The organism is Streptomyces sp. Ac-502 (assembly GCF_045222935.1).
Lineage (GTDB): Bacteria > Actinomycetota > Actinomycetes > Streptomycetales > Streptomycetaceae > Streptomyces > Streptomyces monomycini.
Genome location: NZ_JBHFFO010000001.1, coordinates 5922966 through 5948085, shown reverse-complemented (window position 1 = coordinate 5948085; position 25120 = coordinate 5922966). Strand labels below are relative to the sequence as shown.

At 70.5% G+C, this 25120-nt stretch carries 22 protein-coding genes and 2 pseudogenes; 4 read left to right on the top strand and 20 right to left on the bottom strand.

The features are described from left to right. The first annotated feature begins 34 nt into the window (after positions 1-34). Positions 35-1150 (top strand): alpha/beta hydrolase-fold protein, encoded by a 1116-nt coding sequence (locus ACEXOX_RS27010; RefSeq protein WP_406523794.1) that lies wholly within the window; start codon positions 35-37, stop codon positions 1148-1150. Between the two features lie 180 nt (positions 1151-1330). On the opposite strand, the gene folE is transcribed toward ACEXOX_RS27010, so the two are convergent. From folE to dacB, 6 genes and pseudogenes are all read right to left on the bottom strand, one after another. Beyond that, positions 1331-1936, bottom strand: coding sequence for a GTP cyclohydrolase I FolE (gene folE / locus ACEXOX_RS27005; RefSeq protein ID WP_406523793.1), 606 nt, complete (start codon positions 1934-1936; stop codon positions 1331-1333). Positions 1937-2162: 226 nt separating this feature from the next. Then, positions 2163-4180: pseudogene (gene ftsH / locus ACEXOX_RS27000) on the bottom strand (ATP-dependent zinc metalloprotease FtsH). Positions 4181-4463: 283 nt separating this feature from the next. Continuing rightward, positions 4464-5003, bottom strand: a complete 540-nt coding sequence (gene hpt / locus ACEXOX_RS26995) for a hypoxanthine phosphoribosyltransferase (protein ID WP_030019223.1) — start codon at positions 5001-5003, stop codon at positions 4464-4466. Between the two features lie 88 nt (positions 5004-5091). Continuing rightward, positions 5092-6180, bottom strand: a complete 1089-nt coding sequence (gene tilS, locus ACEXOX_RS26990) for a tRNA lysidine(34) synthetase TilS (protein ID WP_406523792.1) — start codon at positions 6178-6180, stop codon at positions 5092-5094. Positions 6181-6389: 209 nt separating this feature from the next. After that, positions 6390-7520 carry a zinc-dependent metalloprotease gene (locus ACEXOX_RS26985; protein WP_406523791.1) on the bottom strand — a complete coding sequence of 377 codons (1131 nt, stop codon included), beginning with the start codon at positions 7518-7520 and terminating at the stop codon, positions 6390-6392. 533 nt (positions 7521-8053) lie between these two features. Beyond that, positions 8054-9546: pseudogene (gene dacB, locus ACEXOX_RS26980) on the bottom strand (D-alanyl-D-alanine carboxypeptidase/D-alanyl-D-alanine-endopeptidase). Between the two features lie 200 nt (positions 9547-9746). On the opposite strand from dacB, the gene ACEXOX_RS26975 reads away from it, so the two are divergent. Continuing rightward, positions 9747-10244 (top strand): inorganic diphosphatase, encoded by a 498-nt coding sequence (locus ACEXOX_RS26975; protein WP_004571927.1) that lies wholly within the window; start codon positions 9747-9749, stop codon positions 10242-10244. 81 nt (positions 10245-10325) lie between these two features. On the opposite strand, the gene ACEXOX_RS26970 is transcribed toward ACEXOX_RS26975, so the two are convergent. The 12 genes from ACEXOX_RS26970 to ACEXOX_RS26915 all read right to left on the bottom strand — a co-directional run bounded on the left by ACEXOX_RS26970 (position 10326) and on the right by ACEXOX_RS26915 (position 21465). Next, positions 10326-10823, bottom strand: coding sequence for a hypothetical protein (locus tag ACEXOX_RS26970; protein WP_406523790.1), 498 nt, complete (start codon positions 10821-10823; stop codon positions 10326-10328). A 191-nt stretch (positions 10824-11014) separates the two neighbouring features. After that, complete coding sequence (locus ACEXOX_RS26965) at positions 11015-11185, bottom strand: hypothetical protein (protein WP_406523789.1); 171 nt, start codon at positions 11183-11185, stop codon at positions 11015-11017. A 98-nt stretch (positions 11186-11283) separates the two neighbouring features. Next, entirely contained in the window at positions 11284-11475 is a 192-nt protein-coding gene (locus tag ACEXOX_RS26960; RefSeq protein ID WP_030019228.1) for a linaridin family RiPP, read from the bottom strand. A gap of 130 nt (positions 11476-11605) precedes the next feature. Beyond that, on the bottom strand, positions 11606-12070 hold the full coding sequence (locus ACEXOX_RS26955; RefSeq protein WP_406523788.1) for a hypothetical protein: 465 nt from the start codon (positions 12068-12070) through the stop codon (positions 11606-11608). A gap of 112 nt (positions 12071-12182) precedes the next feature. Beyond that, positions 12183-13091, bottom strand: coding sequence for an alpha/beta fold hydrolase (locus ACEXOX_RS26950; protein WP_406523787.1), 909 nt, complete (start codon positions 13089-13091; stop codon positions 12183-12185). 155 nt (positions 13092-13246) lie between these two features. Continuing rightward, positions 13247-13624 (bottom strand): transposase, encoded by a 378-nt coding sequence (locus ACEXOX_RS26945; RefSeq protein WP_406523786.1) that lies wholly within the window; start codon positions 13622-13624, stop codon positions 13247-13249. A 45-nt stretch (positions 13625-13669) separates the two neighbouring features. Then, on the bottom strand, positions 13670-14437 hold the full coding sequence (locus tag ACEXOX_RS26940; RefSeq protein WP_406523785.1) for a class I SAM-dependent DNA methyltransferase: 768 nt from the start codon (positions 14435-14437) through the stop codon (positions 13670-13672). A gap of 374 nt (positions 14438-14811) precedes the next feature. Next, a complete protein-coding gene (locus tag ACEXOX_RS26935) occupies positions 14812-16323 on the bottom strand; it encodes a phytoene desaturase family protein (protein ID WP_406523784.1) in 1512 nt (503 codons plus the stop codon). Beyond that, a complete protein-coding gene (locus ACEXOX_RS26930) occupies positions 16320-16625 on the bottom strand; it encodes a hypothetical protein (protein ID WP_406523783.1) in 306 nt (101 codons plus the stop codon). Before ACEXOX_RS26930 ends, ACEXOX_RS26935 begins: the two co-directional genes overlap by 4 nt. Then, positions 16625-18397: an ABC transporter ATP-binding protein gene (locus tag ACEXOX_RS26925; protein ID WP_406523782.1), complete on the bottom strand. Its 1773-nt coding sequence runs from the start codon at positions 18395-18397 to the stop codon at positions 16625-16627. The genes ACEXOX_RS26930 and ACEXOX_RS26925 overlap by 1 nt, the downstream gene beginning before the upstream one ends. 291 nt (positions 18398-18688) lie before the next feature. Beyond that, a complete protein-coding gene (locus ACEXOX_RS26920) occupies positions 18689-20476 on the bottom strand; it encodes a threonine/serine exporter ThrE family protein (RefSeq protein WP_406523781.1) in 1788 nt (595 codons plus the stop codon). 269 nt (positions 20477-20745) lie between these two features. Then, entirely contained in the window at positions 20746-21465 is a 720-nt protein-coding gene (locus ACEXOX_RS26915) for a DedA family protein (protein ID WP_406523780.1), read from the bottom strand. A 280-nt stretch (positions 21466-21745) separates the two neighbouring features. Here ACEXOX_RS26915 and ACEXOX_RS26910 point away from each other — a divergent pair, with 280 nt between their 5' ends. Next, on the top strand, positions 21746-22117 hold the full coding sequence (locus ACEXOX_RS26910; RefSeq protein WP_125045744.1) for a YbjQ family protein: 372 nt from the start codon (positions 21746-21748) through the stop codon (positions 22115-22117). Positions 22118-22207: 90 nt separating this feature from the next. On the opposite strand, the gene ACEXOX_RS26905 is transcribed toward ACEXOX_RS26910, so the two are convergent. Beyond that, complete coding sequence (locus ACEXOX_RS26905) at positions 22208-22966, bottom strand: MerR family transcriptional regulator (RefSeq protein ID WP_406523779.1); 759 nt, start codon at positions 22964-22966, stop codon at positions 22208-22210. A gap of 119 nt (positions 22967-23085) precedes the next feature. Here ACEXOX_RS26905 and leuE point away from each other — a divergent pair, with 119 nt between their 5' ends. Continuing rightward, a complete protein-coding gene (gene leuE / locus ACEXOX_RS26900) occupies positions 23086-23760 on the top strand; it encodes a leucine efflux protein LeuE (RefSeq protein WP_406523778.1) in 675 nt (224 codons plus the stop codon). A gap of 46 nt (positions 23761-23806) precedes the next feature. Here the strand turns inward: leuE and ACEXOX_RS26895 are convergent, their stop codons facing one another. After that, positions 23807-24856 (bottom strand): methyltransferase, encoded by a 1050-nt coding sequence (locus ACEXOX_RS26895; protein WP_406523777.1) that lies wholly within the window; start codon positions 24854-24856, stop codon positions 23807-23809. Positions 24857-25120: the final 264 nt, after the last annotated feature.

Sequence of the window (25120 nt, the reverse complement as noted above, 5' to 3'; positions counted from 1 at the left end):
CACGGATGACCGGCCGCCCGGAAGAAAGCACCTCATGGGTCTCACCAGCAAAAAAGTGCTGCTCTTGGCCGTCCTTTTCGCAGTAGCACTCTTTGTTCTCACGATCTGGCTGTGGCCGCGCCTGTCCCGGCAGAACTGGCGCACGGTCCTCGGCCGCATCGGTCTGCTGCTGGCGACCCAACTGTCGATCTTCGCCTCGATCGGCCTCTTCGCGAACAATTCGTTCGGTTTCTACGCATCATGGGCGGACCTGTTCGGCAAGGAGCAGGAGCCCGGCGTGGTGACGAATCACGAGACCGGCCCGAACGGCACCAAGCTGAAGATGCTCGGCAGCGAGCACGTCGGCGTACCCGGCGGTTCCCAGCCGCACGTGGGCGGCCGGATAGACAAGGTTCTGCTGCAGGGCGAGAAATCCAAGATCAACAGCCCGGCCTTCGTCTACCTGCCGCCGCAGTACTTCCAGCCGGCGTACGCGAAGAAGCGTTTCCCCGCCTCCGTGGTGCTGACCGGCTACCCGGGCACCGCGGAAGCCCTCTACAAGAAGCTGCACTTCCCGCAGACCCAGCACGACCTGGTCCGCAAGAACAAGATGAAGCCGACGATACTGGTGATGATGCGCCCGACCGTCGCGCCGCCGCGCGACACCGAGTGCGTGGACATCCCGGACGGCCCGCAGACCGAGACCTTCTTCACCCATGACGTGCGGCACGACATAGCCAGCCACTACCGGGTGGGCACCGCAGCCCGGAACTGGGGCGTCATGGGGGACTCCACGGGCGGCTACTGCGCCCTGAAGATGCCGATGCGCCACCCGAAGGCCTTCTCGACCGGCGTGGCCCTCTCCGGCGCGTACAAGGCCCCGCTGGACGCCTCGACCGGCGCGCTCTTCGGCGGCGACAAGCAGCTGGAGCGGGAGAACAACCTGCTGTGGCGGCAGAAGAACCTGCCCGCGGCGCCGGTGAACCTCCTCGTCACCTCCAGCAAACAGGGCGAGGACAACTACCAGGAGACGCTGAAGTTCATCCAGCAGACCAAGTCCCCCGGGAAGATCTCGTCGATCATCCTCGACAGCGGCGGCCACAACTTCAACACCTGGCGCCGTGAGATACCCGCCGCCTTGGAGTGGCTGGGCGGCCACCTCAAGGCGTAGCGGAGCAGCGCCCCAGGGGGCGGCGTACGACGTGGGCGGGGCCCGGTGGATGTCCACCGGGCCCCGCCCACGTCGTACTCGCGCTACGGGACCGCTTCGGCCCCGTACGCGGCCCGGCCGTCCCGTACGGACTCCGGGCCCGTACGGCTCCTCACGGCGGCCCAGGGCCGCCGCCGGGCGTCAGCGCGCCAGAATCAGGCTCATCGCCTCGGAGCGGGTCGTGGAGTCGCGCAGCTGGCCGCGTACGGCCGAGGTGGTCGTCTTGGCGCCCGGCTTGCGTATGCCGCGCACCGACATGCACATGTGCTCGGCCTCGATCACCACGATGGCGCCGCGGGCCTCCAGGATGCGCATCAGGGAGTCCGCGATCTGCGTGGTGAGGCGTTCTTGCACCTGCGGGCGGCGGGCGAAGACCTCGACGAGGCGGGCCAGCTTGGACAGCCCGGTGATCTTGCCGGTGTCGGCCGGGATGTAGCCGACGTGCGCGACGCCGTGGAAGGGCAGCAGGTGGTGTTCGCACAGCGAGACGATCTCGATGTCCTTGACCAGCACCATCTCGTCGTGGCCGAGGTCGAAGGTGGTCGTCAGGACGTCTTCGGGCTCTTGGCGCAGCCCGGCCAGGATCTCCTTGTACGCCCGCGCGACCCGCGCCGGCGTCTCCAGGAGGCCCTCGCGGTCCGGGTCCTCGCCGACCGCGATCAGCAGTTCACGTACGGCGTTCTCGGCGCGCTTCTCGTCGAACTCGCCGATCTTGCCGTCGCCGTCCAGCGTCACCGGATCGGTCATCTCGTGCCTCGTTCCTGTTGCGCCCGCTCCACACGCGGAGTACCACACGTCCAGGCTAGAACCCGTGAGGCGCCACATTCATTCCGGGGCCGCTGAGGGGACCGTACGGAATCCGGCACAGCAGGCCCCCTACGACGAAGACCGGGCCCGTACGGAAGATTCCGTACGGGCCCGGTCTGCTTCCGGGCGGACCCGGTCGCCGTGTTCACCACCGCTCGGTGCGCGGTCAGGCCTCGGGGGTCTGGTCCTCGGAGGCTTCGGCCTTGTCCGTCGAGACGGCGGACGAGGAGGCCGAGGGGGCGGAGCCGTTGGCCGGCGCCAGCTCCTTCGGCGACAGCACCGGCGGGCGCGTCGAGGGCGTCCGCCGCGAGGAACCGGTCCACGCCGGGCGGGCCGGGCGCTTGACGATGTGCTTGAAGACCTCGGCGACCTCTTCCTTGTTCAGCGTCTCCTTCTCCAGGAGCTGCAGAACCAGGTTGTCGAGCACGTCGCGGTTCTCGACCAGGATCTCCCACGCCTCGTTGTGCGCGGTCTCGATGAGCTTCTTGACCTCTTCGTCGACCAGCGCGGCGACCTCTTCGGAGTAGTCGCGCTGGTGACCCATCTCACGGCCGAGGAACGGCTCGGAGTTGTCGGAGCCGAACTTGATCGCGCCGAGCCGCTCGGTCATGCCGTACTGCGTGACCATGGCACGGGCCGTCGCGGTCGCCTTCTCGATGTCGTTCGCGGCGCCCGTGGTCGGGTCGTGGAAGACCAGCTCCTCGGCCGCCCGGCCACCGAGCATGTACGCCAGCTGGTCGAGCATCTCGTTGCGCGTGGTCGAGTACTTGTCCTCGTCCGGCAGGACCATGGTGTAGCCGAGGGCCCGGCCACGGGACAAGATCGTGATCTTGTGGACCGGGTCGGAGTTCGGGAAGCCGCCGCGACCAGGGCGTGTCCGCCCTCGTGGTACGCGGTGATCTTCTTCTCCTTCTCGGACATGATGCGGGTCCGCTTCTGCGGTCCGGCCACCACGCGGTCGATCGCCTCGTCCAGGAACTTGTTGTCGATCAGCTTGGCGTCGCTGCGGGCCGTCAGCAGGGCGGCCTCGTTCAGCACGTTCGACAGATCGGCACCGGTGAAGCCGGGGGTGCGCTTGGCGACGGCCGACAGGTCGACGTCCGGCGCGACCGGCTTGCCCTTCTGGTGCACCTTGAGGATCTCCAGACGGCCCTGCATGTCCGGACGGTCGACGGCGATCTGCCGGTCGAAACGGCCGGGGCGCAGCAGCGCCGGGTCCAGGATGTCCGGACGGTTCGTGGCGGCGATCAGGATGACGCCGCCCTTGACGTCAAAGCCGTCCATCTCGACCAGGAGCTGGTTCAGCGTCTGCTCACGCTCGTCGTGCCCGCCGCCGAGGCCCGCGCCGCGGTGCCGGCCGACGGCGTCGATCTCGTCGACGAAGACGATCGCCGGGGCGTTCGCCTTGGCCTGCTCGAACAGGTCACGGACCCGGGAAGCACCGACACCGACGAACATCTCGACGAAGTCGGAACCGGAGATCGAGTAGAACGGGACGCCCGCCTCGCCGGCCACGGCGCGCGCGAGCAGCGTCTTGCCCGTACCCGGCGGGCCGTACAGCAGCACACCCTTGGGAATCTTGGCGCCGACGGCCTGGAACTTGGCCGGCTCCTGGAGGAACTCCTTGATCTCGTGGAGTTCCTCGACGGCCTCGTCCGACCCCGCGACGTCCGAGAACGTCGTCTTCGGCGTGTCCTTGGTGATCAGCTTGGCCTTGGACTTCCCGAAGTTCATCACCCGGGAGCCGCCGCCCTGCGTCTGGTTCAGCAGGAACAGGAAGACGACCGGGATGAGGATGAAGGGAAGCAGCGTCACCAGCATGCTGAGGAACGGGTTCTGCTTCGACGGGGAGACGGTGTAACCGTCCTTGATCTCGCCGGTCTGGTACCTGGCCTGCAGAGTCTTGGCCAGGTCGACGCCCTGGTCGCCGATGTAGCTCGCCTGGAGCTTGTTGGAGCCGTCGACCTTGTTGTCGCCCGACAGCTCGACCTTGATCTTGTTCTCGTCGCCGGTCGTCAGCTCGGCGGATTTCACCTTGTTGTCAGTGATCGCCTTGACGACCTGACCGGTGTCCACCGTCTTGTAGCCGCCGGACGAGCCGACGACCTGCATCAACACGACCACGGCGAGGACGGCCAGCACGATCCACATGACCGGCCCACGGAAGTATCGCTTCACGTCCATCCATACGGAGCCGTCTAGGCCCCGTCCCTCCTGCCACAGTGAGGCACAACAGCCCTGTGGAGGGCTGGTCGTGCGTACGGTGTATTACTGGCCCGAAAAAGACTGACCTTCGGACGGTACCCCAGCATTGTCACCCGGTGACGCCGCCCACGGTTAACAATGCAGCTTCGGATGCCGTTCTCCCTGCTCCAACGGCGGCGGCCCCTCCGGGGTTCCCGCCGCCGGGCACCGGCCGGTCCCGGGCCCCGGCCGCATCGAGGGCGGCCGGACGGGTCCGCGCCGCTCAGCCGCCGTAGACGTGCGGCGCGAGGGTGCCCACGAACGGCAGGTTGCGGTACTTCTCCGCGAAGTCCAGGCCGTAGCCCACGACGAACTCGTTGGGGATGTCGAAGCCGATCCACTTCACGTCGATGGCCACCTTCGCCGCGTCCGGCTTGCGCAGCAGCGTGCAGACCTCAAGGGTGGCGGGCTCCCGCGAACCGAGGTTCGACAGCAGCCAGGACAGCGTCAGACCGGAGTCGATGATGTCCTCGACGATCAGGACGTGCTTGCCCTTGATGTCGGTGTCGAGGTCCTTGAGGATGCGCACCACTCCGGAGGACTGGGTGCCCGCGCCGTACGACGACACGGCCATCCAGTCCATCGTGACGGGGGTGGACAGCGCGCGCGCCAGGTCCGCCATGACCATCACGGCGCCCTTGAGGACGCCGACGATGAGCAGGTCCTTGCCCGCGTACTCCGCGTCGATCTTCGCCGCCAGCTCCGCCAGCTTCGCGTCGATCTCTTCCTTGCTGATGAGCACCGACTGAAGGTCGGAACCCATGTCCTTGTCGTCCACCCGTGCCACTCTCGCTCGGTTCGGTGTCGTGAGACTCGTGAGGCGGGGCGGTGCCCTTTCGGTGTCCTGCGGCTCAGCCCTGCCGGATCACCAGTCTGCCACCCTGGCGTCGCACACCCACGCGCCCGGGGAGGTTGACGGTGCCCTGACCCCGCCATCCGGTGATCAGCCGGTCCACTTCCTCGATGTGGCGGGCGAAGAGCGAACCGGCCGGAGCGCCCGCCGCGATGGCGGCCCGGCGCAGCACCCGGCGGCGGACGGCCGCGGGCAGCGCGTACAGCGCGGTGGCGTCGAGCGTGCCGCGCTCGTCGAGGACCGTGCGCTCGGCGTCGGCGGCCCAGGAGTCCAGGGCGTCGGCGTCGTCCCGGGACAGTTGCGCCGTACGGGCCAGGGCCTCCACGACGCCCTTGCCGAGCGCCTTCTCCAGCGCGGGCAGGCCCTCGTGGCGCAGCCGGGAGCGGGTGTAGAGCGGATCGGAGTTGTGCGGGTCCTCCCAGACGGGCAGCGACTGGATCAGACACGCCTTGCGGGCGGTCTGCCGGTCGACCTCCAGGAAGGGACGGCGGTAGCGGCCACCGCGGCCGGTCTTCGCCGCCATGCCGGACAGCGAGCGGGTGCCGGAGCCCCTGGCGAGCCCCAGCAGGACCGTCTCTGCCTGATCGTCACGGGTGTGGCCGAGGAGGACGGCGGCGGCGCCGTGCCGCTCGGCGGCGGCGTCCAGCGCGGCGTAGCGGGCGTCCCGGGCGGCGGCCTCGGGCCCGCCGCAGCGGCCCACCTCGACGGCCACCGCGTCGACCGGGTCCAGGCCGAGGGAGCGCAGCCGCAGGACGACCTCGGCGGCGCGGACGTCGGAGCCGTCCTGCAAGCCGTGGTCGACGGTGATGCCGCCGGCGCGTACGCCCAGCCGGGGCGCCTCGAAGGCCAGTGCGGAGGCGAGGGCCATGGAGTCGGCGCCGCCGGAGCACGCGACGAGCACCAGGGGAGGGCCGTCCGCCGGCGCGGACGGCAGCGGCGCCCCGGCGGGCCGAGCGGGGCCCGCGGCGACCGGCTGCTGCGCGGGGGACGCGGGGGCCGGGGAGTGGGAGGTGTGGTGGTTCAGTACGTCGTGAAGTACGCGGCGGACCGCCACGCGTATCGCGGCGACCGCTGGATGGGGACCCATGTCCGTTTCCAATCGTCAGCTGGGGGGCCTCGGGCCGTCTACGGCTTTTTCGTCACACAGAGTGCCTAGATGGTGACAGAGACGAGCAGTTCCCCGAGCATTGCACGCCTATCCTGCGGTCACGGTCCCTCAGAAGAGTGATTGAGGGGAGCGTTCACCAGCCTCGCGGTGCGCCCGGCTCACGACTGCGCACCGCCGGGCTCCGCCCCCTACCGGTGCACCCGCGCGACCCAGTCCGCCGGTTTGGCGATCTCCTGTTTCGTCGGCAGCGTGTTCGGCGACGTCCACACCCGGTTGAAGCCGTCCATGCCGACCTCGTCGACCACCGCCCGGACGAACCGCTCGCCGTCCCGGTACTGCCGCAGCTTCGCGTCCAGCCCCAGCAGCTTGCGCAGCGCCTGGTCGAGGCGGCCCGCGCCGCTGGCCCGCCGCTTCTGGAACTTCTCCCGGATCTCCGCGACCGACGGCACCACGGCCGGGCCGACGCCGTCCATCACGTAGTCGGCGTGCCCCTCCAGCAGCGACATCACCGCGGTCAGCCGGGCCAGGATCTCCCGCTGTGCCGGGGTCTGCACCAGGTCGACGAAGCTGCGGCCGCCCTCGTCGCCCTCCTCGCCCTCGGGGCGGCCGCCGGTCAGCGACTGGGCGGCCTCCCGCAGCCGCTCCAGCAGCGTGCCCGGGTCGATCTCGGTCTCGCCGAGGAAGGACTGGATCTCGCCCTCGATGTGATCGCGCAGCCAGGGGACGGCCGTGAACTGCGTACGGTGCGTCTCCTCGTGCAGGCAGACCCACATGCGGAAGTCGTGCGGGTCCACCTCCAGCTCCCGCTCGACGTGCACGATGTTCGGCGCGACCAGCAGCAGCCGGCCGCCCCGCGCCGCGGCGGGCAGGTCCCGGCTCGCGGGCGCGAACGTCTCGTACTGCCCGAGGACCCGCGACGCCAGGAACGACAGCAGCATCCCCAGCTCCACGCCGGTCACCTTGCCGCCGACGGCCCCCAGCACCGCGCCGCCCGGTACGGCGGAACGGCGCTCCTCCATCTTCTGGAGCAGCGGCTTGAGCACCGCCCGGAAGCCGGCCACGTTGGCCTTGATCCAGCCCGCCCGGTCCACGACCAGCACCGGGGTGTCGTGCCCCTGCTGGCCCGGCTCCGCCTCCGGGTGCGCCATACGGGTGAACGCCCGCACGTGCTCCTCGGAGGACTTCGCGTGCCGCCGCAACTCGGCGACGATCGCCCGCGCCTCGTCCCGGCTCACTTCTGGTCCCGGCCGTACGAACCGGGTCGCGGTCGCTACCGCGAGATTCCAGTCGACCATCTCCACACCACCGATGCTCGTCATGGGTTCACGGTACGTGGGCGCATCCGCTGGGGGTAGCGCGGCGCCCCTCGGGCGCGGATTCCCGGATCGCCGGTGGCGGATCGCTTTTGGCTGCGGGTCCGTTGCGCCTGCGGCGGGGCGCCCTTCGGGCGCGGGTTTCCGGATCGCCGGTGGCGGTCCGCTTCTGGCTGCGGGTCCGTTGCGCCTGCGGCGGGGCGCCCTTCGGGCGCGGGTTTCCGGATCGCCGGTGGCGGTCCGCTTCTGGCTGCGGGTCCGTTGCGCCTGCGGCGGGCCGGTGCGGGTTTTGGGTGCCGGGTTGCTTGCGGGTGCTGAACTGCTGCGCCTGCGGCGGGCCGGTGCGGGTTTTGGGTGCCGGGTTGCTTGCGGGTGCTGAACCGTTGCGCCTGCGGCGGCCGGTGGCCGCTGCGCGGGGCTGTCAAGGTTCGGGGGCGGGCCTGCGCGGCAGGCCGCTCCGGCCCGCCCCCTTCCGTTGGGGGGTGGATGGAGGGGTTGGTGGGGGCTGGTGTGGGTGGTGGGGTGCTGGTGGGTTGGTTTTAGTGGCAACCGCAGTTCGCCACTGCTGTGGCCATGCGGTCCAGTGCCTGTTGGGCGGTCTGGGGGTCGGTGGTGTTGTTGGTCATGAAGGCGAAGAGGAGGAGGCGGCCTTCGGTGTCGACGACTGTGCCGGCCAGGGTGTTCACGCCGGTGAGGGTGCCGGTTTTGGCGCGTACGGTGCCGGCGCCCGCCTCTTCGCTGGTGTAGCGGCCGCTGAGGGTGCCGGTGAAGCCGGCTACCGGCAGGCCGGTGGTGACCGGGCGCAGTTCGGGGTGGTCGGGGGACGTGGCCAGGGTGAGCAGGCGGGTGAGGAGGGTGGCGGAGACCTTGTCGTCGCGGTCCAGGCCGCTGCCGTCCTCGAAGACGGTGCCGGTCAGCGGGAGTCTCAGGTTCGCCAGGGTCTTGCGGACGGCCCGGCCCGCGCCCTCGAAGCTGGCCGGTTCGCCGGTGGCCAGGGCCGTCTGGCGGGCCAGTGCTTCGGCGATGTCGTTGTCGCTGTGGGTCAGCATCCGCTCGACGAGGCCGGAGAGCGGCAGGGAGCGGGTGGTGGCGAGGCGGCGGGCCTTGGCGGGGGCGGTGGTGCTGTTGGGCGGGGCCTCGACCGTCACGCCGCGGTCGGTGAGCAGTTTCGCGAAGGTGCGGGCCGCGGCCTTGGCCGGGTCGGTGTCGCGGGGGCCGGGCCGGAGCGGGACGTGTCGAGGCGTCCCTCGTCCGCCATGAGGGAGGTGACGGGGGCGATGTTCTCGTTGGGGCTTATGGGGTGGAGGGTGGGGCCCGTATAGGCCGAGGTGTCGTAGCCGAGGCGGATCTTGGCGGTACCGCGCTCCTTGAGCGCGCGGGCCGTGTCGTCGGCCAGGGTGCGCAGGCTGGCTGGCCGGTCCTGGGCGTCCTGCTCCGGGGCGCGGGCGGTGAGGGTGGGGTCGCCGCCGCCGACCAGGACGAGGCCGCCGTCCGCGCCCTCGGCGACGGTGGTGTCGATGCGGTGCTCGGGGCCGAGCGCGGAGAGCGCGGCGGTGGCGATGGCGAGCTTGACCGTCGAGGCGGGGGTGGCGTTCCGTCCGGAGTCGGCGCCGAAGAGTTCGCGGCCGGTGGCGGCGTCCACGACGGAGGCGGTCCGCAGCGAGCCGAGTGCCGGGTCCCTCAGGAGCGGCGCGAGGGCGTTCTTCATGCCCTCGGCGCTGGGCGGGGGCGCGGGGGTGCCGAGCGCGGCCAGGACGGGCGGCGCGGCGGCCGGGCCGTCCGGAACGTGATGCTCGCCACGCGTTCCGCCGGGCGCCGCGGCGCGGGCGCGCTCCGCCGTACGCTGGCCGGAGTCCCACGGACCGGCCGCCGCCACCGCTCCGGCCGCCACCAGCAGGCCCAGGACGGTGGAGCTGGCGGTCAGCCGTACGGTCTGCCGCTGCTGCTTGGAGGCCGCCCACCAGGCGGTACGGGTGGAATCCGTGGCGGACCGGTAGGCCGAACGCGCCGAGCCGGCCGCCGAACGGGTCATGGACACGGCGGCGGAACCCGTCGACCGCGCCGAACCCGTCGCCGTACGGGCGAAACGTTGCGCCAACCGCTGCGCGGCCTGCCACCTGACCTGCCACGACCTGGTCTCCGGCACCTAGGACCAGCCCCTTTCGCCACCACACACCTGCGTGGGGGACACTTAATCACCAGACGTATGTGTTGATCATGGAGGAGCCACCCGTGGAGTTCGACGTCACCATCGAGATCCCGAAGGGTTCGCGGAACAAGTACGAGGTGGACCACGAGACCGGACGGATCCGCCTGGACCGTCGACTCTTCACCTCGACCAGCTACCCGGCCGACTACGGCTTCGTCGAGAACACCCTCGGCGAGGACGGCGACCCGCTGGACGCGCTGGTCATCCTGGACGAGCCGACGTTCCCCGGATGCCTGATCAAGTGCCGCGCCATCGGCATGTTCCGGATGACCGACGAGGCCGGCGGCGACGACAAGCTGCTGTGCGTCCCGGCGTCCGACCCGCGGGTGGAGCACCTGCGCGACATCCACCACGTGTCGGAGTTCGACCGCCTGGAGATCCAGCACTTCTTCGAGGTCTACAAGGACCTGGAGCCGGGCAAGTCGGTCGAGGGCGCGGACTGGGTCGGCCGCGCCGAGGCCGAGGCCGAGATCGAGGCGTCCTTCAAGCGCCTGGAGGCGCAGGGCGGCGCCCACCACTGAGCCTCGCGGTTCTTTGCGCGTACGCGGACGGGCGGCACCCCTTCGGTGGGGTGCCGCCCTTCGTCGTTCCCGCGGCTGTGACTACTCGGAGGCAGGGGTGAGCGCCGTGGGGGTCTTGTCGGGGCCGGGCAGCGCGGGCCGCTTGTCGCTCTGGGCGAGGACGTAGAGAAGTGCGGGGTGCGTGGCCCCGAAGGCCAGCACGAAGCGGTTGAGGCCCATGAACTGTCCGATGCCCAGGTGGAACAGCGTCATCGAGCCGAGCCACGCCTTGGCCGCGGGCTTCGGCAGCACGAAGACCAGCGGGAAGCCGACCTCGGCGGCGACCGTTCCCCAGGTCACGACCTTGCCCACCATCGGGTACTTGTGCACGAGCTTGAAGACGCGCTGGTCACCGTAGTTCTGCGTACGGATGACGCCGCTGAACGCCTCGCCGCTGAGCCACAGCGGCGACACCAGCTTGACCACGCCGGACGCGACGTAGGAGATGGTCGTCTCCAGGGCGAGGGCGCGCATGGCCACGTCGCGGGCCTTCTCGTCGTCCTTGAAGGTGCCGGTCGAGGCCAGCACGACGTTGATCACCTGTTGCAGCTGGTCGGCACCGTCCCCGCCGAAGGGGGTGTGCAGCCGGCCGGCCGCGCCGGTCGCCGCCAGGACGGCGCTGCCCGCCGCGCGGACGCCGCGCTGGTGGCCCCAGACCAGCGTGGCGGCGGAAGCACCCGCCTGGACGCCGTACAGGGCGACCGCGGCCTTCTTGGAGCTGAGGGCGCGGGTCAGCCGGGGAAACGTTTGGCCAGCTGGGGGCGCATGCTCCCCAGCTGACCGCTCAGCAGCTCGCCGTCCTCGAACTTACGGTGCTGGCTCAGCATTTCCAGTGCGGAGACCAGCGTGCCCAGCGAAGCCACTCGGCGAGCCGTGACCTCGGGCGGAGCGCTGAGAAACATGAGTGGGTGCTCCCTGTGGATCGAACATGACTACGGCGGCCGACACGGGGCAGGGGCACGGTGGGCGCAGGCGCCCACCGTGCCCCTGCCGGGTTCCGTCAACCGACGTTGTGGGTGACCTTGTCCAGGGCCACAGCGGTCGCCGAGGTCGCCGCGAAACCGACCGGGGTGGCCTCCGGGGTGGCGATGGTGGCGAGCGGGGTGACCATGGTCGGGGTGGAGTCGGCGCCGATACGGCCCGGCTTCACGTCGGCGAGTTCGGCGTTGGCGAAGTCAGCCAGGATGGACATGTTTTCTTCTTTCTCTCGGATTCTCACGATGAGCAACTCCAGCCGTTCGGCGGGAGGGCACGGACTCACGCGGCCCGGTACGGCCGAGTGAGTTCGCGGCTTCCAGCCGAGAGGACCCCGAGCCCCTCTTCTAGGCGGCCAGCGGAAAGGCTTCCGGATCCGGTGCTTCCGCTGCGGGCAGTGAGATTTCCTCGGACACGAAGAACGGCTCGATCTGCCGGTGCTCCGGAGCGGTGAGATACGAGTGCATCAGCAGGAACTGACTGTGCGACGCACCGTCGGCATGCGGCAGATGGTGCTGGATGTAGCCCGAGAGCAGCCGGTAGCCGGGCGACCACACCACGGGCGCCAGCTCCGATCCGGCGGCCGCCGCACGGGCCCGGATGCCCTGGATCGCGTCGAACAGGGCCTTGGGCGACCGGTTACGGGCGTTCCAGGCCAGGGCGTACCAGGGCCGGTCACGGGTGACCGGGATCTCCTGCCACTCCCCGGCTCGCCGTCCGCGATGTCCCGGTAGAGCAGATGGCAGTCCTTGACTCCGGGATTCGGCCCGAAGAAACGCCAGTTCGGCGTCGGGATGCGCAGCTTCCCGCACCACAGGATGTTGTCGAAGCGCGTCTCGGGCAGCTGTGCCGCGGCCGTCGCGACGAGCCAGGCGGCGAGCGAAGCCGTGACGGCGGCCGTCTTCACGCGTTCCGTGGTCACGTTCATGCCGACGTCAGCTCCTCTCCCGTACCGCCGTTCTCCTCGGCCGGCCGGTCACCGGCGGCCTGCCCGCTCTCCCCGTCGGCCCGCCCGGCCGGCGGCTCGTCGGCGATCGCCTCCGCCACCTGCTCGGCGAAGACCTGGACGGAGAGGATCGTCTCGTGGTCGGAGCCCTCGACGAAGCGGTGCCGGGACCGCTCGGAAAGGGTGGCCATCCTGGCCTGGACCACGCGGTGCGCGTCGTTGTCCCCCTGGTTGTTCTCCGCCGTGACCACGGTCAGCGGCAGGTCCAGCGAGGTGAGTTCCGGGTAGGTCATCGCGTCCCGGTAGTCCCGGTGGGCCAGGGCCCAGGTCCGGGGCTCCGCCAGGAACGCCCGGGAGCTGCGGTTGATCTCCTGGCGGTAGGTCTCGGACTTGTTCAGGGCGGGCCGGAAGGCCGCCACCCCCGCCATGGCGTACGCCCGCTCCATGAGCATCGACTGCCGGGACCAGCGGTCGACCTCGGAACGCCGGGAGCTGCGCAGATGCGCCACATCGGTGGCGTCGACCATGACCACCGAGGTCACGCCCCGCGCCGCGCCGGGGTGGCGCGACGCGTAGGCGGCGACCAGGTATCCGCCGAGGGAGTGACCGGCCAGCACCAGCGGGAGATCGCCGGTGAAGGTTTCGCGCAGTTCCTGGAGCAGCGTGAAGTGCTGCTCCAGGCCGTAACCGGCGGCCGACGAGCTGAGCCCGTATCCGGGGCGGTTGAACTTCACGTACCCCATGTCCGGGGGAAGCGCTGCGCAGACCCAGTCCCAGTATTCGTGGGGCGTCCCCAGCCCGTTGTCGAGCAGTACGACGCGCTCGGCCTGCGGAGGAATACGGACGTCGACCTCTACGAGGCTGCCGTCGGGCCTTTCGTGCAGCATGTAGCGACGCGCACGTTCTCGTCTGCCTTTGCACCGCATTACCGCGCCGGTCAGCAGACTCGCGCCGGCCAGTCCGGCCATACCTACGCCAAACTGGCGCTCCAAAGACGCCACATTCCCTCCCCCGTGATTCGAAGCGACTGATGCCCGGAAAGCTAGCACGCAGCGCCAGGATAAAATAACGGGTTACTTGAATCTTGGGACCGGGCGGTCCTGCCACCACGAACCGGGGCACGGCCGGCCATACTCCTGCCGTACTTACGGAGTTCTATGTACAGCTCGCCGATCGTGGCTTTGAGCGTGGCATTTTCTTGAGTCAGCTCAGCCACCCGGGAGGCGTCCCCGGTGTCCCTGCCGCCTTCACCGGCAAGGCCGACCCGGGCTCCCTCAATAAACTGGCGACGCCAATTGGATACGGACTGCTCGGACACCCCGGCGTTGCGCGCGGCCTCCGCCGCGGTCAGTTCACCGGTGAGCACCCTGAGTACCAGAGCGAACTTCTGATCCGTCGGCAATATCGGCGGACGTCCCACGTCGATCCCCCTTCTGTCATCCGCGTCTCGGTGTGTCTGCTGCTGTCAGGGCTTGACGTAGCCGCAGATGAACAGCGGGGCGCGGTCGCTGTAGGGGGTGCCGTCCCAGCGCGACATACGGGCTTCGGGCTCCAGCCCGGCCGCGCGGGCGTAGTCGTCGACCTCGTCCGGCGTGGTCAGGCGGGTGAGTTCGCTGCCCACCCTGGTGGTGCCGTCGGCCTGGTACAGGATGTGCGAGCAGTGCCACAGGTCGCCGGCGAGCAGGGTGGAGTGGGTCTGCACGCCCGTACCCGGCTCGGGGTACGGGACGAAGTAGGTGGTGCGGGTCAGCCCCTCGTGCAGCGCCAGGACCGGCGGCTTGTTGTGCGTCTCGATCAGCAGCCGGCCGCCGGGGACCAGGAGGTCGGCCGCTCGCCGCACCGCCCGCTGCTGGTCCTCCGGCGTGGTCAGGACCGACAGGGTCGCGCAGACGCAGTACACCAGCCCGTACCGGGAGTCCGAGGTGTAGGTGCGGATGTCCCCGTGCACCGGGGTGACGGTGCCGCCGTCCTTCAGGTCCTTCAGTTTGACGCGCATCGCGTCCAGCATTTCCGGCGAGGAGTCCACGCCGGTCACCTGGCCGACCCGCTGTGCGAGCGGGATGGCTATCCGTCCCGTACCGACGCCGAATTCGATGGTCCCCGCGTCCGGCGCGGGGTGGCGGGCCAGCAGCCCTGCCACCGCTTCGGCCGTGAGCCGCTCGTCCGGGAGCAGCCGGTCGTACCACCCCTCGAACTGCCGGCCGTAGCCGATGTCCTCAACCCCGTTTTCCACCCGTTTTCCCCTTCTCTATGTCCCCACTGTCATGCCGATGGGAGCGTCGTGACGCAGGGGCGCCGGAACGGGACGCGACGGAAATACGTCAACCAGGCCGACTGCAGGGGAACCACAGTCAACTGCTCGGCAGTCGGACCAGCAGAGCCTTACGTCCAGCGGTAACGCCTCAACGGCGCATGTGTGGGGGGACAGCGCTTCATTCGTCACCGTATCAAACGGACATGCGCGTCGTTTAGGAGTGCATTAAACCCTTCTTGCAGGCAGGTGCCTTCTGAGGCCAATGTCTCAAGGTATGGACTGCATAAACGACATGGCGTGACGACGGGCAACACCTTGCTGATACCGCACCATTTCAGTGACGGGAAATCCCGTTATACGGGCACAGAGCCGGGAATGCCTGACGAACTGGAAAAATTCGCCGGCCCGGGCGCCAGGCCGGGCACCTCACGTGTGCCGAAGCGGTGCCGGAGCGCGGAGAGCGCGGCCAGATAGCCGGACATGCCGTGCACGCTGGGCCCCGGAGGGGTGGCCGAGGAGCACAGGAAGACGCCCGGCAGCGGTGTGCGGTACGGGTCGATGCGCGGGGCGGGCCGCGCGATGCTCTGGTACAGCGTCATCGCGCCGGAGCCGATGTCCCCGCCGACGTAGTTGGGGTTGTAGTCCTCGTACGCGGCGGCGGGCACGGAGCGGTGCGCGAGGACCGTGTCCCGGAAGCCGGGGGCGTAGCGCTCGATCTGCGCGCAGACGCGGTCGAAGGGGTCGGTGGGATCGCCGTTCGGTACGTGCGCGTACGCCCACACCGGGCGCTTGCCGGGCAGCGCGCGCCCCGGGTCGGCCACCGTCGGGTCCACGACCAGGACGAAGGGGTTCTGAGTCCGTACTCCACGGGCGTTCGCCGTCTCCTGCCGGACCATCTCGGCATGGGTACCGCCCAGATGCACCGTTCCGGCGCGGCCCACGGCCGGTTCGGCCCAGGGGATCGGCCCGGAGACCAGGAAGTCGACCTTGGCGGCGCCCGGACCGTAACGGAAGCGTTCCAGGGAGCGTGCGTAAGCGCGCGGCAACCGGCTGCCCGCGAGAGCCAGAAAGCCCTTGGGGCTGGTGTCGAGCAGTACCGCTCGCGCGCCGCGCAGTTCCGCCAGATCCCGTACGGGGTGCCCGGTGTGGAAGACGCCACCGTGCCCGACGATGTCCTCGGCCATCGCCTCCGCTATCCGGCCACTGCCACCGCGCGGCAGCGGCCACCCCGTCCCGTGCGCCAAGTGACCGAGCAGCATGGCCACCGCGCCGGACGCCAGACTCGGCAGCTTGCCGACCGCGTGCGCGGCGACACCGGTGAGCAGCGCAGGTGCCTCCTCGCCCTGGAAGCGGGCCGCACCCAGCGCGCTGCCGTGCAGGGCCACCCGGCTCGCCAGCAGCAGCGCGGCCGCAGGATCCCGAGGCAGACTGCGCTGTCCGGAGAGAATCAGGTCGACGACCGCTTCGCTGTGCTCCAGCAGCGGCCCCAGCAGCCGCCGCCAGCGGAGGCCGTCGGGCCCCAGGTGCTCGCAGGTCTCGGCCAGCGACCGGTGCGCCAGGGCGGCGCGGCCCCCGTCCAGCGGATGGGCGTAACTGATCTCCGGTTGCAGGAGTTCGACCCCGCGACCCGCCAGGTCGAACGCGCGGAAGAACGGCGAAACGGCGGCCATGGGGTGGACGGCCGAGCAGATGTCGTGCACGACGTCGCTGTCGAAGAGGGAGGCGGTGCGCAGCCCTCCCCCGATCGAGTCGGCCGCCTCGTACAGCTCCACGCGCAGGCCCGCGCGGGCCAGGACCACTCCGGCCGCGAGGCCGTTGGGGCCGGTGCCCACGATGGCGACGTCGGGGCTGCTCTGGATGCTCATCGCTGCTCCTCACTGCTGACGGGCCGCAGCCGCATCGTCTGCTCACCGCCCCGGACGGGCTGGAGCCGCATCGTCTGCTCACCGGGCCGGGGCGCCGGAGCCTGCTCGCCGGGCCGGGGCGCCGGAGGTCCGCCGGGACGGCCCGCCGTGGGCCCGCCGGCCGTCATGAAGTGCGCCGCCGTCTCCGGTTCCCCGCGCGCCGGACCGGCCGCCGTGCCGACCAGGCCCGCCGTGCCGACCAGGCCGGGCCCCGCATGCAGTTGCGAGCCCGCCAGCCTGCGGTAGAGCTCGTCGCGCTCCATCAACTCCTGATGGGCGCCGGTGGCCCGGACGCTGCCCCCTCCAGCACCACGATCTGCTCGGCGTCGATCACCGTGGATATCCGGTGGGCGATGGCGACGACCGCGCACTGCCGGGAGACCCGGCGCAGCACGTCGCGGAAATCGCGTTCGGAGTCCGAGTCCAGGTGGGAGGTGGCCTCGTCCAGCAGCATGACCGCGGGCTTCTGCAGCAGCGTGCGGGCGATGCACAGCCGCTGGCGCTGACCGCCGGACAGTCCGCTGCCCTGGTCGCCGAGTTCGGTGTCCAGCCCCTGCGGGAGGCCGGCGACCACGGCGCCGAGGCCGGCCATCTCCACCGCTTCCCGGACGGCGTCCTCGCTGGCGTGCGGATTGGCGTACGTCAGGTTCTCCCGCACGGTGCCGCGCATGGCCGCGCTGTCCTGCTGGACGTAGCCGACCAGGCCCCGGACGGTGTCGAGCGGCAGCGCTTCGACCGGCTGGCCACCGAGCAGGACGCGGCCGCCGTCCGTCGGGTAGAAACGTTCGATCAGCTGGAACAGGGTGGACTTGCCCGCGCCCGAGGGCCCGACCACCGCCGTCAGCCCGCGCGCCGGCACGCTGAAGGAGACGCCGTGGAGGACCTGCGTCCGGTCCTCCTGCCGGCCGCGCCGGTAGGCGAACCGTACGTCGCGGAACTCGACCGCCGGCGGATCCTGCCCCGGCCACGCGCCGGACGCCGGGCGCCTCGCGCCCGCCGTACCACCGGCTCCCCCGACGGCCGCCGCCCCGCCGCCCTCCTGGGGCAGCGCGACCAGCTCGTCGACCCGCTGGATGGCGGCCCGGCCCTGCACGAACTGGCCCACCGCCATGAAGAACATCACCAGCGGCGACACCAGCTGGAACAGGTACATGATGAACGTGGTCAGGACGGCCATGTTCATCTCGCCGCGCGCCACCCACGTCATGCCGACGCCCACGACGACGGCGAGCGCGCCCTGCGTGCCGACGTTCATCGACGGGACCAGCAGGGCGTTGTAGGCGTTGACCCGGATGCCCGAGCGCCGCGCCTTCCCGGCCAGCCCGCCGATACGGGCGGTCTCGCGGGACTCGGCGCGGGACGCCTTGACCGTGGGCAGCGCGGAGAGCACGCGCTGCATGTCGCTGCCGAACTCTCCGGTGTCGTCGCGGTTCTGCAGGGCCGCTTCGCGCAGCTTGCGGGCGAGTACCAGGGAGACGACGGCGGCCACCCCGAGGCAGCTCATGGTGATGAGCATCAGCCACGGGTCGATGACGAACATCAGGACGACGCCGCCGGTCACGGTGGCGCCACTGGTGATCAGCTGCGCGAGGCTCTGCGAGAGGGCGATCTTCACCAGTGAGGTGTCGGTTACCGCGCGGGTGAGGATATCGCCCTGCGGATGTTTTCCGAATGCGGTGAGGTCGGCCCGCAGCAGCCGTTCCGTCACCAGTCGGCGGACACCGAGGACGATATTCTCCCCGGCCCGCCCGATCACATAGGACTGGAGCGAGGAGAAAAGCGCGCCCGCGCAGAAAAGGCCGACGAGCCGGCCGATGGGCAGGCCGAGAGGGTCACCCGAACCCGCCGCAGCGATCAGTTCTCCGATGGCCCAGGGCTGGGTGAGCGAGGCGGCCACCCCCAGCAGCCCCAGGAGCACGCCCGCGGTCAGCAGGGTGCTGTGCTGCTTGAACACGCTCGCCACCGCACCGGAGCCGTGTCCGGCACCGTGTCCGGCCTCGCCGGTCGGCCCCGCGTTCCCGGCACGTTTCGCCATGAGTGCTCCCCCGATCGGACGACGGCCGCGCCGCACGCGCGGCCGGAAAAACTTCCCTGCCTCGTGGGGGCCGGTCATCAGGAGGGCCGAAAGTAGCACGGCGTTCCGCCGTAAAGTTATGCGTTAATTTCCTCGCCGGCGCACGCTGTTCGGCCGTGGAGCGGCCGTACGCAGGCGGCGTCAGTTAATTGCTTTGTTGGGTGCCCGGCGTTGGCTGCCCGGCGCTTTTCCGCGGACGGCCGGAGCTGCCGCCGAGGCGGGCAGTTCCCTCTCCCCGGGCGCCGCGGCCCCTCAGAAGCCCCGCGTCCGCTTCGCGGCGCGCCGTTCGCCCGGCTCCTCCTGGGTGACGCCGGGCGCCTTCATGAAGAGGCGGGCCACCTCGCCGCCGAGGTTCACGCCGACCGCGATGGCCAGGGCCAGCGAGGCGGCCTTGATCAGGGACGAGACGCCGGGGCCGATGTCGCCCTGGGCGAAGTTGAGCAGCCCGAAGTACGTGGCGCTACCGGGCAGCAGCGGTCCGATCGCGGCGGTCACGTACGGCAGCGCGGACGCGTACCGGTAGCGGCTCAGGAGCTGGCCGAAGAGGCCGACGATGCCGGCCGCGATGGCCGTGGCGGGCACCGCGTTCATGCCGCTGACGTTGGCGAGCGCCCCGTACACGACCCACGCGACGCCGCCGTTGAGCGTGGCGAGCAGCACGGTGTGACGTTCCTGCTGGAGCAGTACGCAGAAGGCCAGCGCCAGCATCATCGCGGCCGCGATCTGGACCGGCGGATCGTTGAACGACGCGAACCCGGCGGCCGGGTAGAGGTACTCCGGATTGAGCTGGAGCCCGATGTAGAGCGCGGCGAGCACCCCGATGACGATGCCGACGATGAGGTAGCCGACCTCCAGCAACCGGGCCGACGCGGTGATGTAGTACCCCGTCAGGCCGTCCTGCACGGCGGCCACCAGCGCCCGCCCCGGGATCAGCGCGAACAGTCCACCGGTGATCACCGCGGACGCCTGCACGGCGACGTGCGAGAAGCTGAGGGCGACCCCTATGGCGGCCGGCGGCATGGCGGCGACCACGAACTGGTAGAACTCCGGCAGCCCGCGGCTGGACGCCAGCCAGGCCAGCCGGTCGCCCAGCATCGAGCCGATCATGGCCGCGATGAAGACGATCGCCCCGCCGCCGACCAGCATGCTCGCCGCGCCGGACAGCAGCCCGGAGGCGATGGTCAGCGACCAGCTCGGGAACGGGTGCCGGTTACGCCGGATCTCGGCCAGGCCGCGGTACGCCTCCTCCAGGGTGATGCCGTCGGAGGTGATGTCGTCCACGAGGCGGAACACCGCGGAGAGTCGCGTGTAGTCCACCCCGCGCCGCCGTACCGTGCGGCTGGCCGTCACCGGGTCGTCGACCAGCGACGGCTGGTAGGAGATCGACAGCAGCGTGAAGGTGACGGTCGGCTCGACGCGCTCCAGCCCGTACGCGTGTGCGACGCCGAACATCGCGGCTTCCACGTCCTCCGCGCCCTCGCCGCCGGCCAGCAGGATCTCGCCGATCCGCAGGGTCAGGTCCAGGACGCGCGGCACCGCGGGACCGCTCTCCTCGGCGCGCTCCACCCGCTCGGGGACCGGCCGCTCGCCGACCGGCATCCGCAGCATCGTGCGCATCCGGTCCTGCCAGGGCGTCTGCTTGGTCAGGCTGATGACGGGGATGCCGTGCGGCGGCGTGAAGGCGGGCCAGCCCGCCGGCGTCCGGTCGGGCAGCTGATGCTGGCCGGTGGTGCTGCTGGTGCCGGCGGGCGGGGTGAAGGCGGAGCCTTCCGGCTCGGCCGGCGCCTCGGTCCTCAGGCCGTCGGGGAGGGCGAACTCGGAGGTGGGGTGCTCCTCCTCGGGGACCTGCGGGTACGGCATGCCGGGCGGCGGGGTGAAGGCGCTGCGCGCCTCGTCCGACTGGAGCTTGCGGTCCTCGGGCTGCTCGTTTCCGCCGTTCGTACCATTGCTGGCGCCGTGTGCACCTTTGACGCCGTTCACGCTGTTCTTCCCGTTCGTGCCGTTGGTTCCGCGCTGACCCCGCTGTGCGTCCGACGCCACGTCTCTTCGCTCCTCGTACGCCTCCTGCCGACCGTCAAGGACACGATGCCTGATGGTCGGCAGGGGCGCGCGTGGCGGGGCCCTTACTGAGGTTCATATGAGCTGCGAGTGTCCCCTGTTTCCCAGGGGAAACCCGTGAATCCCGGCCCGGCGGCACCATAGGCGTCGCTCGGCGGTCACCGGGACCGTTTGTTCGCGGATCACCGGCACCACCGTACGCAGGGTCCCGTACGCCACCCGCCGGCGGTACCGCCGATCGGGCTCGGCGCTCAGCGCTTGGCGTGCCGGCCGCGGCGGCCGTCGTTGCCCGGCTGGCGGGGCGGCTGGACGGCGCCCGTCGGGTCGTACGGCTGCTCGGCGGCGGCCTTCTTGTTCTTGCCGCGGGCGCGCAGGTACTCGATGACGATCGGGACGACCGAGATCAGCACGATCGCGACGAGGATCAGCTCGATGTGCTTGTGGACGAACTCGATGTTGCCCAGCGAAGCGCCGAGGAGGGTGACACCGGCGCCCCACAGGGTGCCGCCGATGACGTTGAAGGTGATGAACGAGCGGTAGTTCATCTTGCTCACGCCCGCGATGATCGGCGTGAAGGTCCGCACGATCGGCACGAAGCGGGCCAGGATCAGCGACTTCGGACCGTGCTTCTCGAAGAACTCGTGCGCCTTCTCCACGTTCTCCTGCTTGAAGAGCTTGGAATCCGGGCGCTTGAACAGCGAGGGTCCGACCTTGCGGCCGAAGAGATAACCGGCCTGGTCACCGAGGACCGCCGCGAGCACGATCAGCAGGCACACCAGCCACAGCGGCTTGTCCAGCTTGTCGGTCGTCACCAGCAGGCCGGTGGTGAACAGGAGCGAATCGCCCGGCAGGAAGAAGCCGATCAGCAGGCCGGACTCCGCGAAGACGATGATCAGCACGCCGATCAGCCCGAACGTGCCGATCAGGTAGTCCGGGTCCAGCCACTGGGGGCCGAGCGCGAGAGTATTCACGGGGTGAAGGCTCCTGGGTCGAGGGCGCCGGATCGTGCGGTACGACGGAATGCAGGCGCAGTGTGCGGCCCAAAGCTATCAACGCCGGATGACGGGCCATGGTTCCAGCCGCCCGTCGCGGCCCCCGCACGCCCCGCTTCGGGCCCCTCCACGGCCGGACATCGCCGCCCCGGCCCCCTCGACACCCCCGCTTCCCCCGAACCGGCCCTCCCCCATGAGACGCTCCCCGCCAGGAGCCCGCCGGCCGGGCGGCTCACCGTACGGAGGGACAGGGCACACGATGGGCATCGAGGAGTTCGGCGGCGGCCAGGCCGCACAGGCCGACGTGCTGGTGGTGACGACCAACGACGTCCCCGGATACGAGGTGCAGCGGGTCATCGGCGAGGTCTTCGGCCTGACGGTGCGCTCCCGGCACCTGGGCAGCCAGATCGGGGCCGGGCTGAAGTCGATGATCGGCGGCGAGCTGAAGGGCCTGACGAAGACGCTCGTGGAGACCCGCAACCAGGCGATGGAACGGCTGGTGGAACAGGCGCGGGTACGCGGCGCCAACGCGGTGCTGATGTTCCGCTTCGACGTGACGGAGGCGGCCGACGTCGGCACGGAGGTCTGCGCGTACGGCACCGCCGTCGTGATCGCCCCGAAGAACGCCTGAGGCCGCCCCGGGAACGGCCGGTGCCGGTCGCCGGCCCGCGCGGACAGGATCGTACGGGCCAGGGGTCACACTCCCCTGCCCCGTACGGACTCAACTGTCACGTACGGCGTTGGCCAGCATCGCGTCCCGCATATAGACCGCCAACCCCGGCCGGATGGCCTCATAAGTGGCGGTGAAGCGCTCGTCCGCGACATACATCTCCCCGAGACAGGTGTGCATCTCGTACGAGCAGTCGTAGTAACCGGACGCGATGAACCGGCGGTGCTCCTCGGCCACGTCCATCGCCTCGGCCGAGTCCGCGGGCAACCCGCTCGCCATCACCTCGGCCATCTTCCGGTGGACGGCGTCGAACTCCTCCGTCAGCCGCTTCCAGTCCTCCTTCGTGTAAGAAGCCGTCCGCCGCTGCGTCTCCTTGTACGCCTCGCTGCTCCCCCAGCGCTCGCGCACCTCGTCGGCATAGTCGTCCGGGTCGAAGTCCCCGAACACCTCGAACTTCTCCTCAGGGGTGAGATTGACGCCCATCTTGCGTGCCTCCATCGCGTGTTCGACGGCGGCGGCCATCGCCTGGAGCTTGCCGATCCGGGCGTTCAGCAGCGCGTGCTGCCGCCGCAGGTGTTCCCGCGGGTCGGCGTCCGGGTCGTCCAGGAGGGCCGCCACCTCGTCGAGCGGGAAGCCGAGCTCCCGGTAGAACATGATCTGCTGGAGCCGGTCGAGATCGGCGTCGCTATAGCGCCGGTGCCCCGCGTGGCTGCGCTCCCCCGGCACCAGCAGCCCGATCTCGTCGTAATGGTGCAACGTACGCACCGTCACCCCGGCGAACCCGGCGACCTGCCCCACCGAATAACTCACCTGCCCGCCCTCCTCCCTCTCGGTACGCACTCCACGATGAGTCCTCACGCCACGTGAGGTGCAAGTCCGTATACCGGAAAGCTGTGGGACGGATGGGGCACGAGTGGCATCCTGCCGCCATGCTGGGGATAACCGATCTTCCGACCTACCTGGCGGGCCTGGCGCTCATCATTCTGCTGCCGGGCCCGAACTCGCTGTACGTCGTCTCCGTGGCCGCCCGCCGCGGCCCGCGCGTCGCCTATCGCGCGGCGGCCGGCGTCCTGTGCGGCGACACCGTCCTGATGACCCTGTCGGCAGGCGGCGTGGCCTCACTCCTCCAGGCCAGCCCGGTCCTCTTCACCATCGTCAAATTCGCCGGCGCGGGCTACCTCACCTGGCTGGCGGTGGGCATGCTGCGCGGCGCGTGGTCACTGTGGCGCAACCGGGAGACCGCGAAGGCCCTGCGCAAGCAGGCCACCTCCGACGGAGCCCCCGCCCCCAAGGAGGCCCGCGAACGCCCGTACCGCCGGGCCCTGGTCATCAGCCTCCTCAACCCCAAGGCCATCCTTTTCTTCATCTCCTTCTTCGTCCAGTTCGTCGACCCCGCCTACGCCCACCCCGTCCTCTCCTTCCTCACCCTCGGCGCCTGGGCCCAGCTCTTCAGCCTCACCTACCTCTCCGTCCTCATCTTCAGCGGCACCTACCTCGCCGCCACCTTCCGCCGCCGCAAACGCCTCACCGCCGGCCTGTCGGCGGGCGCGGGCGCGGCATTCCTGGGCTTCGCGGCGAAACTGTCACTGGCGAGTGGGGGCTGACACGACGGGTACGGCAGGCACGGCGGGCACCGTCACCTGCCTGCGCTCAGACAGCCGCAGCCTCGATCACGAACAACGCGTCCGCCGTCGGCACCGGAGTGAGGCCCGTGATTTTGAAGCCGGCCGTGGCGCACAGGTCCTCGAAGTCGGCGCGGGTGCGTTCCCGGCCGCCGACAGTGACGAGCATGTTGAGGTCGCTCATGTAGGGCAGGGCGGTCGCGCCGGGCCGTACCGTGTCGCCGAGGACCGGTTCGATGATCACCAGTCGGCCGTCCGGAGGCAGCACCTGGCGGATGTGACCCAGGATGCCGGCGCACTGCTCGTCGTTCCAGTCGTGGAGGACGCTCTTGAGCAGGTACAGGTCGCCGCCGGGCGGGGCGGCCGCGAAGAAGTCGCCGGGCTCCAGGGTGACGCGGTCGGCGACCCCCGCGGCGGCCAGTTTCGCGGGGGCCTGGGCGAGGCCCTCGGGGCTGTCGTAGATCATGCCGCGCGGGGCGGGGTGGGCCCGCAGGATCGCGGCGAGGAGGGTGCCGTCGCCGCCTCCCACGTCGACGACGGTGGTGAAGCGGCCGAAGTCGTAGTGCGGCGGCACGTGCTGCGCGGCGGTGTGGGTGCGCTGGCCCATCGCGGCGTTGAACGCGCGCGACAGTTCCGGTTCGTCCTTGAGGTGGCTGAAGAAGTCCGTACCGAAGATCGCGTCGAAGGCGGGCGCGCCGCTGCGCACGCTGTCCGCCACCCGCTCCCGGGCGCGGGTCATGAACGGCTCGCAGAAGACGCCGGCCAGGGTGGCCATGGAGTCGGGGGTGTCGCGGCGCAGCAGCGCCCCGGCGGCGGTGGCCCCGAAGACGCCCGCTTCGTGCTCGGTGAGCAGGTCCAGGGCGGCCAGGGCGCGCAGCAGGCGCAGGGTGGCCTGCGGGTCGGTGCCGCACGAAGCCGCCACGTCGGCCGCCGTACGGGTGCCGTCGCCGATACGGTCCAGTACACCCAGCCGGACGCCCGCGCCCACGGCGTACGTGGCCAACTGTCCGAACAACAGCCGGGAGACGGTGGCGCGGGCCTCGCGGGCCGGCGTGGCCTGATCCTCGTTCGCTTCCACGTCGGCTCCTTCGGGTCGCCTGGGACGCCGCCCCCGCGCCGCGGCGGCGGCCGGAAGACAGCATGACGGGCCCGGCGGATCCGTTCCCCCGTTCCCGCACAATAAGTTAGCAAGGCTAAGTTCCCGCACGGGTCGGCGCAATACGCGGACAACACACCTGTGGGCCGCGGTTGTTGACGGTTCACGTACTGGACGTACGTCGCCCTCGACGGGCCGGCGGCGGACGGGCCGGGCACGGGCGCCCCGGCTCCCGCGGTAAGCGCG

Excerpts from the sequence above, each read along its gene's own strand:
- ACEXOX_RS26925 (WP_406523782.1), bottom strand. The coding sequence starts at position 18,397 with ATGGCGAAACGTGCCGGGAACGCGGGGCCGACCGGCGAGGCCGGACAC.
- ACEXOX_RS26935 (WP_406523784.1), bottom strand. The coding sequence starts at position 16,323 with ATGAGCATCCAGAGCAGCCCCGACGTCGCCATCGTGGGCACCGGCCCC.
- folE (WP_406523793.1), bottom strand. The coding sequence starts at position 1,936 with ATGACCGATCCGGTGACGCTGGACGGCGACGGCAAGATCGGCGAGTTC.
- ACEXOX_RS27010 (WP_406523794.1), top strand. The coding sequence starts at position 35 with ATGGGTCTCACCAGCAAAAAAGTGCTGCTCTTGGCCGTCCTTTTCGCA.
- ACEXOX_RS26950 (WP_406523787.1), bottom strand. The coding sequence starts at position 13,091 with ATGCTGCACGAAAGGCCCGACGGCAGCCTCGTAGAGGTCGACGTCCGT.
- ACEXOX_RS26985 (WP_406523791.1), bottom strand. The coding sequence starts at position 7,520 with ATGACGAGCATCGGTGGTGTGGAGATGGTCGACTGGAATCTCGCGGTA.
- ACEXOX_RS26910 (WP_125045744.1), top strand. The coding sequence starts at position 21,746 with ATGGGCATCGAGGAGTTCGGCGGCGGCCAGGCCGCACAGGCCGACGTG.
- ACEXOX_RS26965 (WP_406523789.1), bottom strand. The coding sequence starts at position 11,185 with ATGTTTCTCAGCGCTCCGCCCGAGGTCACGGCTCGCCGAGTGGCTTCG.
- leuE (WP_406523778.1), top strand. The coding sequence starts at position 23,086 with ATGCTGGGGATAACCGATCTTCCGACCTACCTGGCGGGCCTGGCGCTC.
- tilS (WP_406523792.1), bottom strand. The coding sequence starts at position 6,180 with ATGGGTCCCCATCCAGCGGTCGCCGCGATACGCGTGGCGGTCCGCCGC.
- ACEXOX_RS26960 (WP_030019228.1), bottom strand. The coding sequence starts at position 11,475 with ATGTCCATCCTGGCTGACTTCGCCAACGCCGAACTCGCCGACGTGAAG.
- hpt (WP_030019223.1), bottom strand. The coding sequence starts at position 5,003 with ATGGGTTCCGACCTTCAGTCGGTGCTCATCAGCAAGGAAGAGATCGAC.
- ACEXOX_RS26930 (WP_406523783.1), bottom strand. The coding sequence starts at position 16,625 with ATGGAGCGCGACGAGCTCTACCGCAGGCTGGCGGGCTCGCAACTGCAT.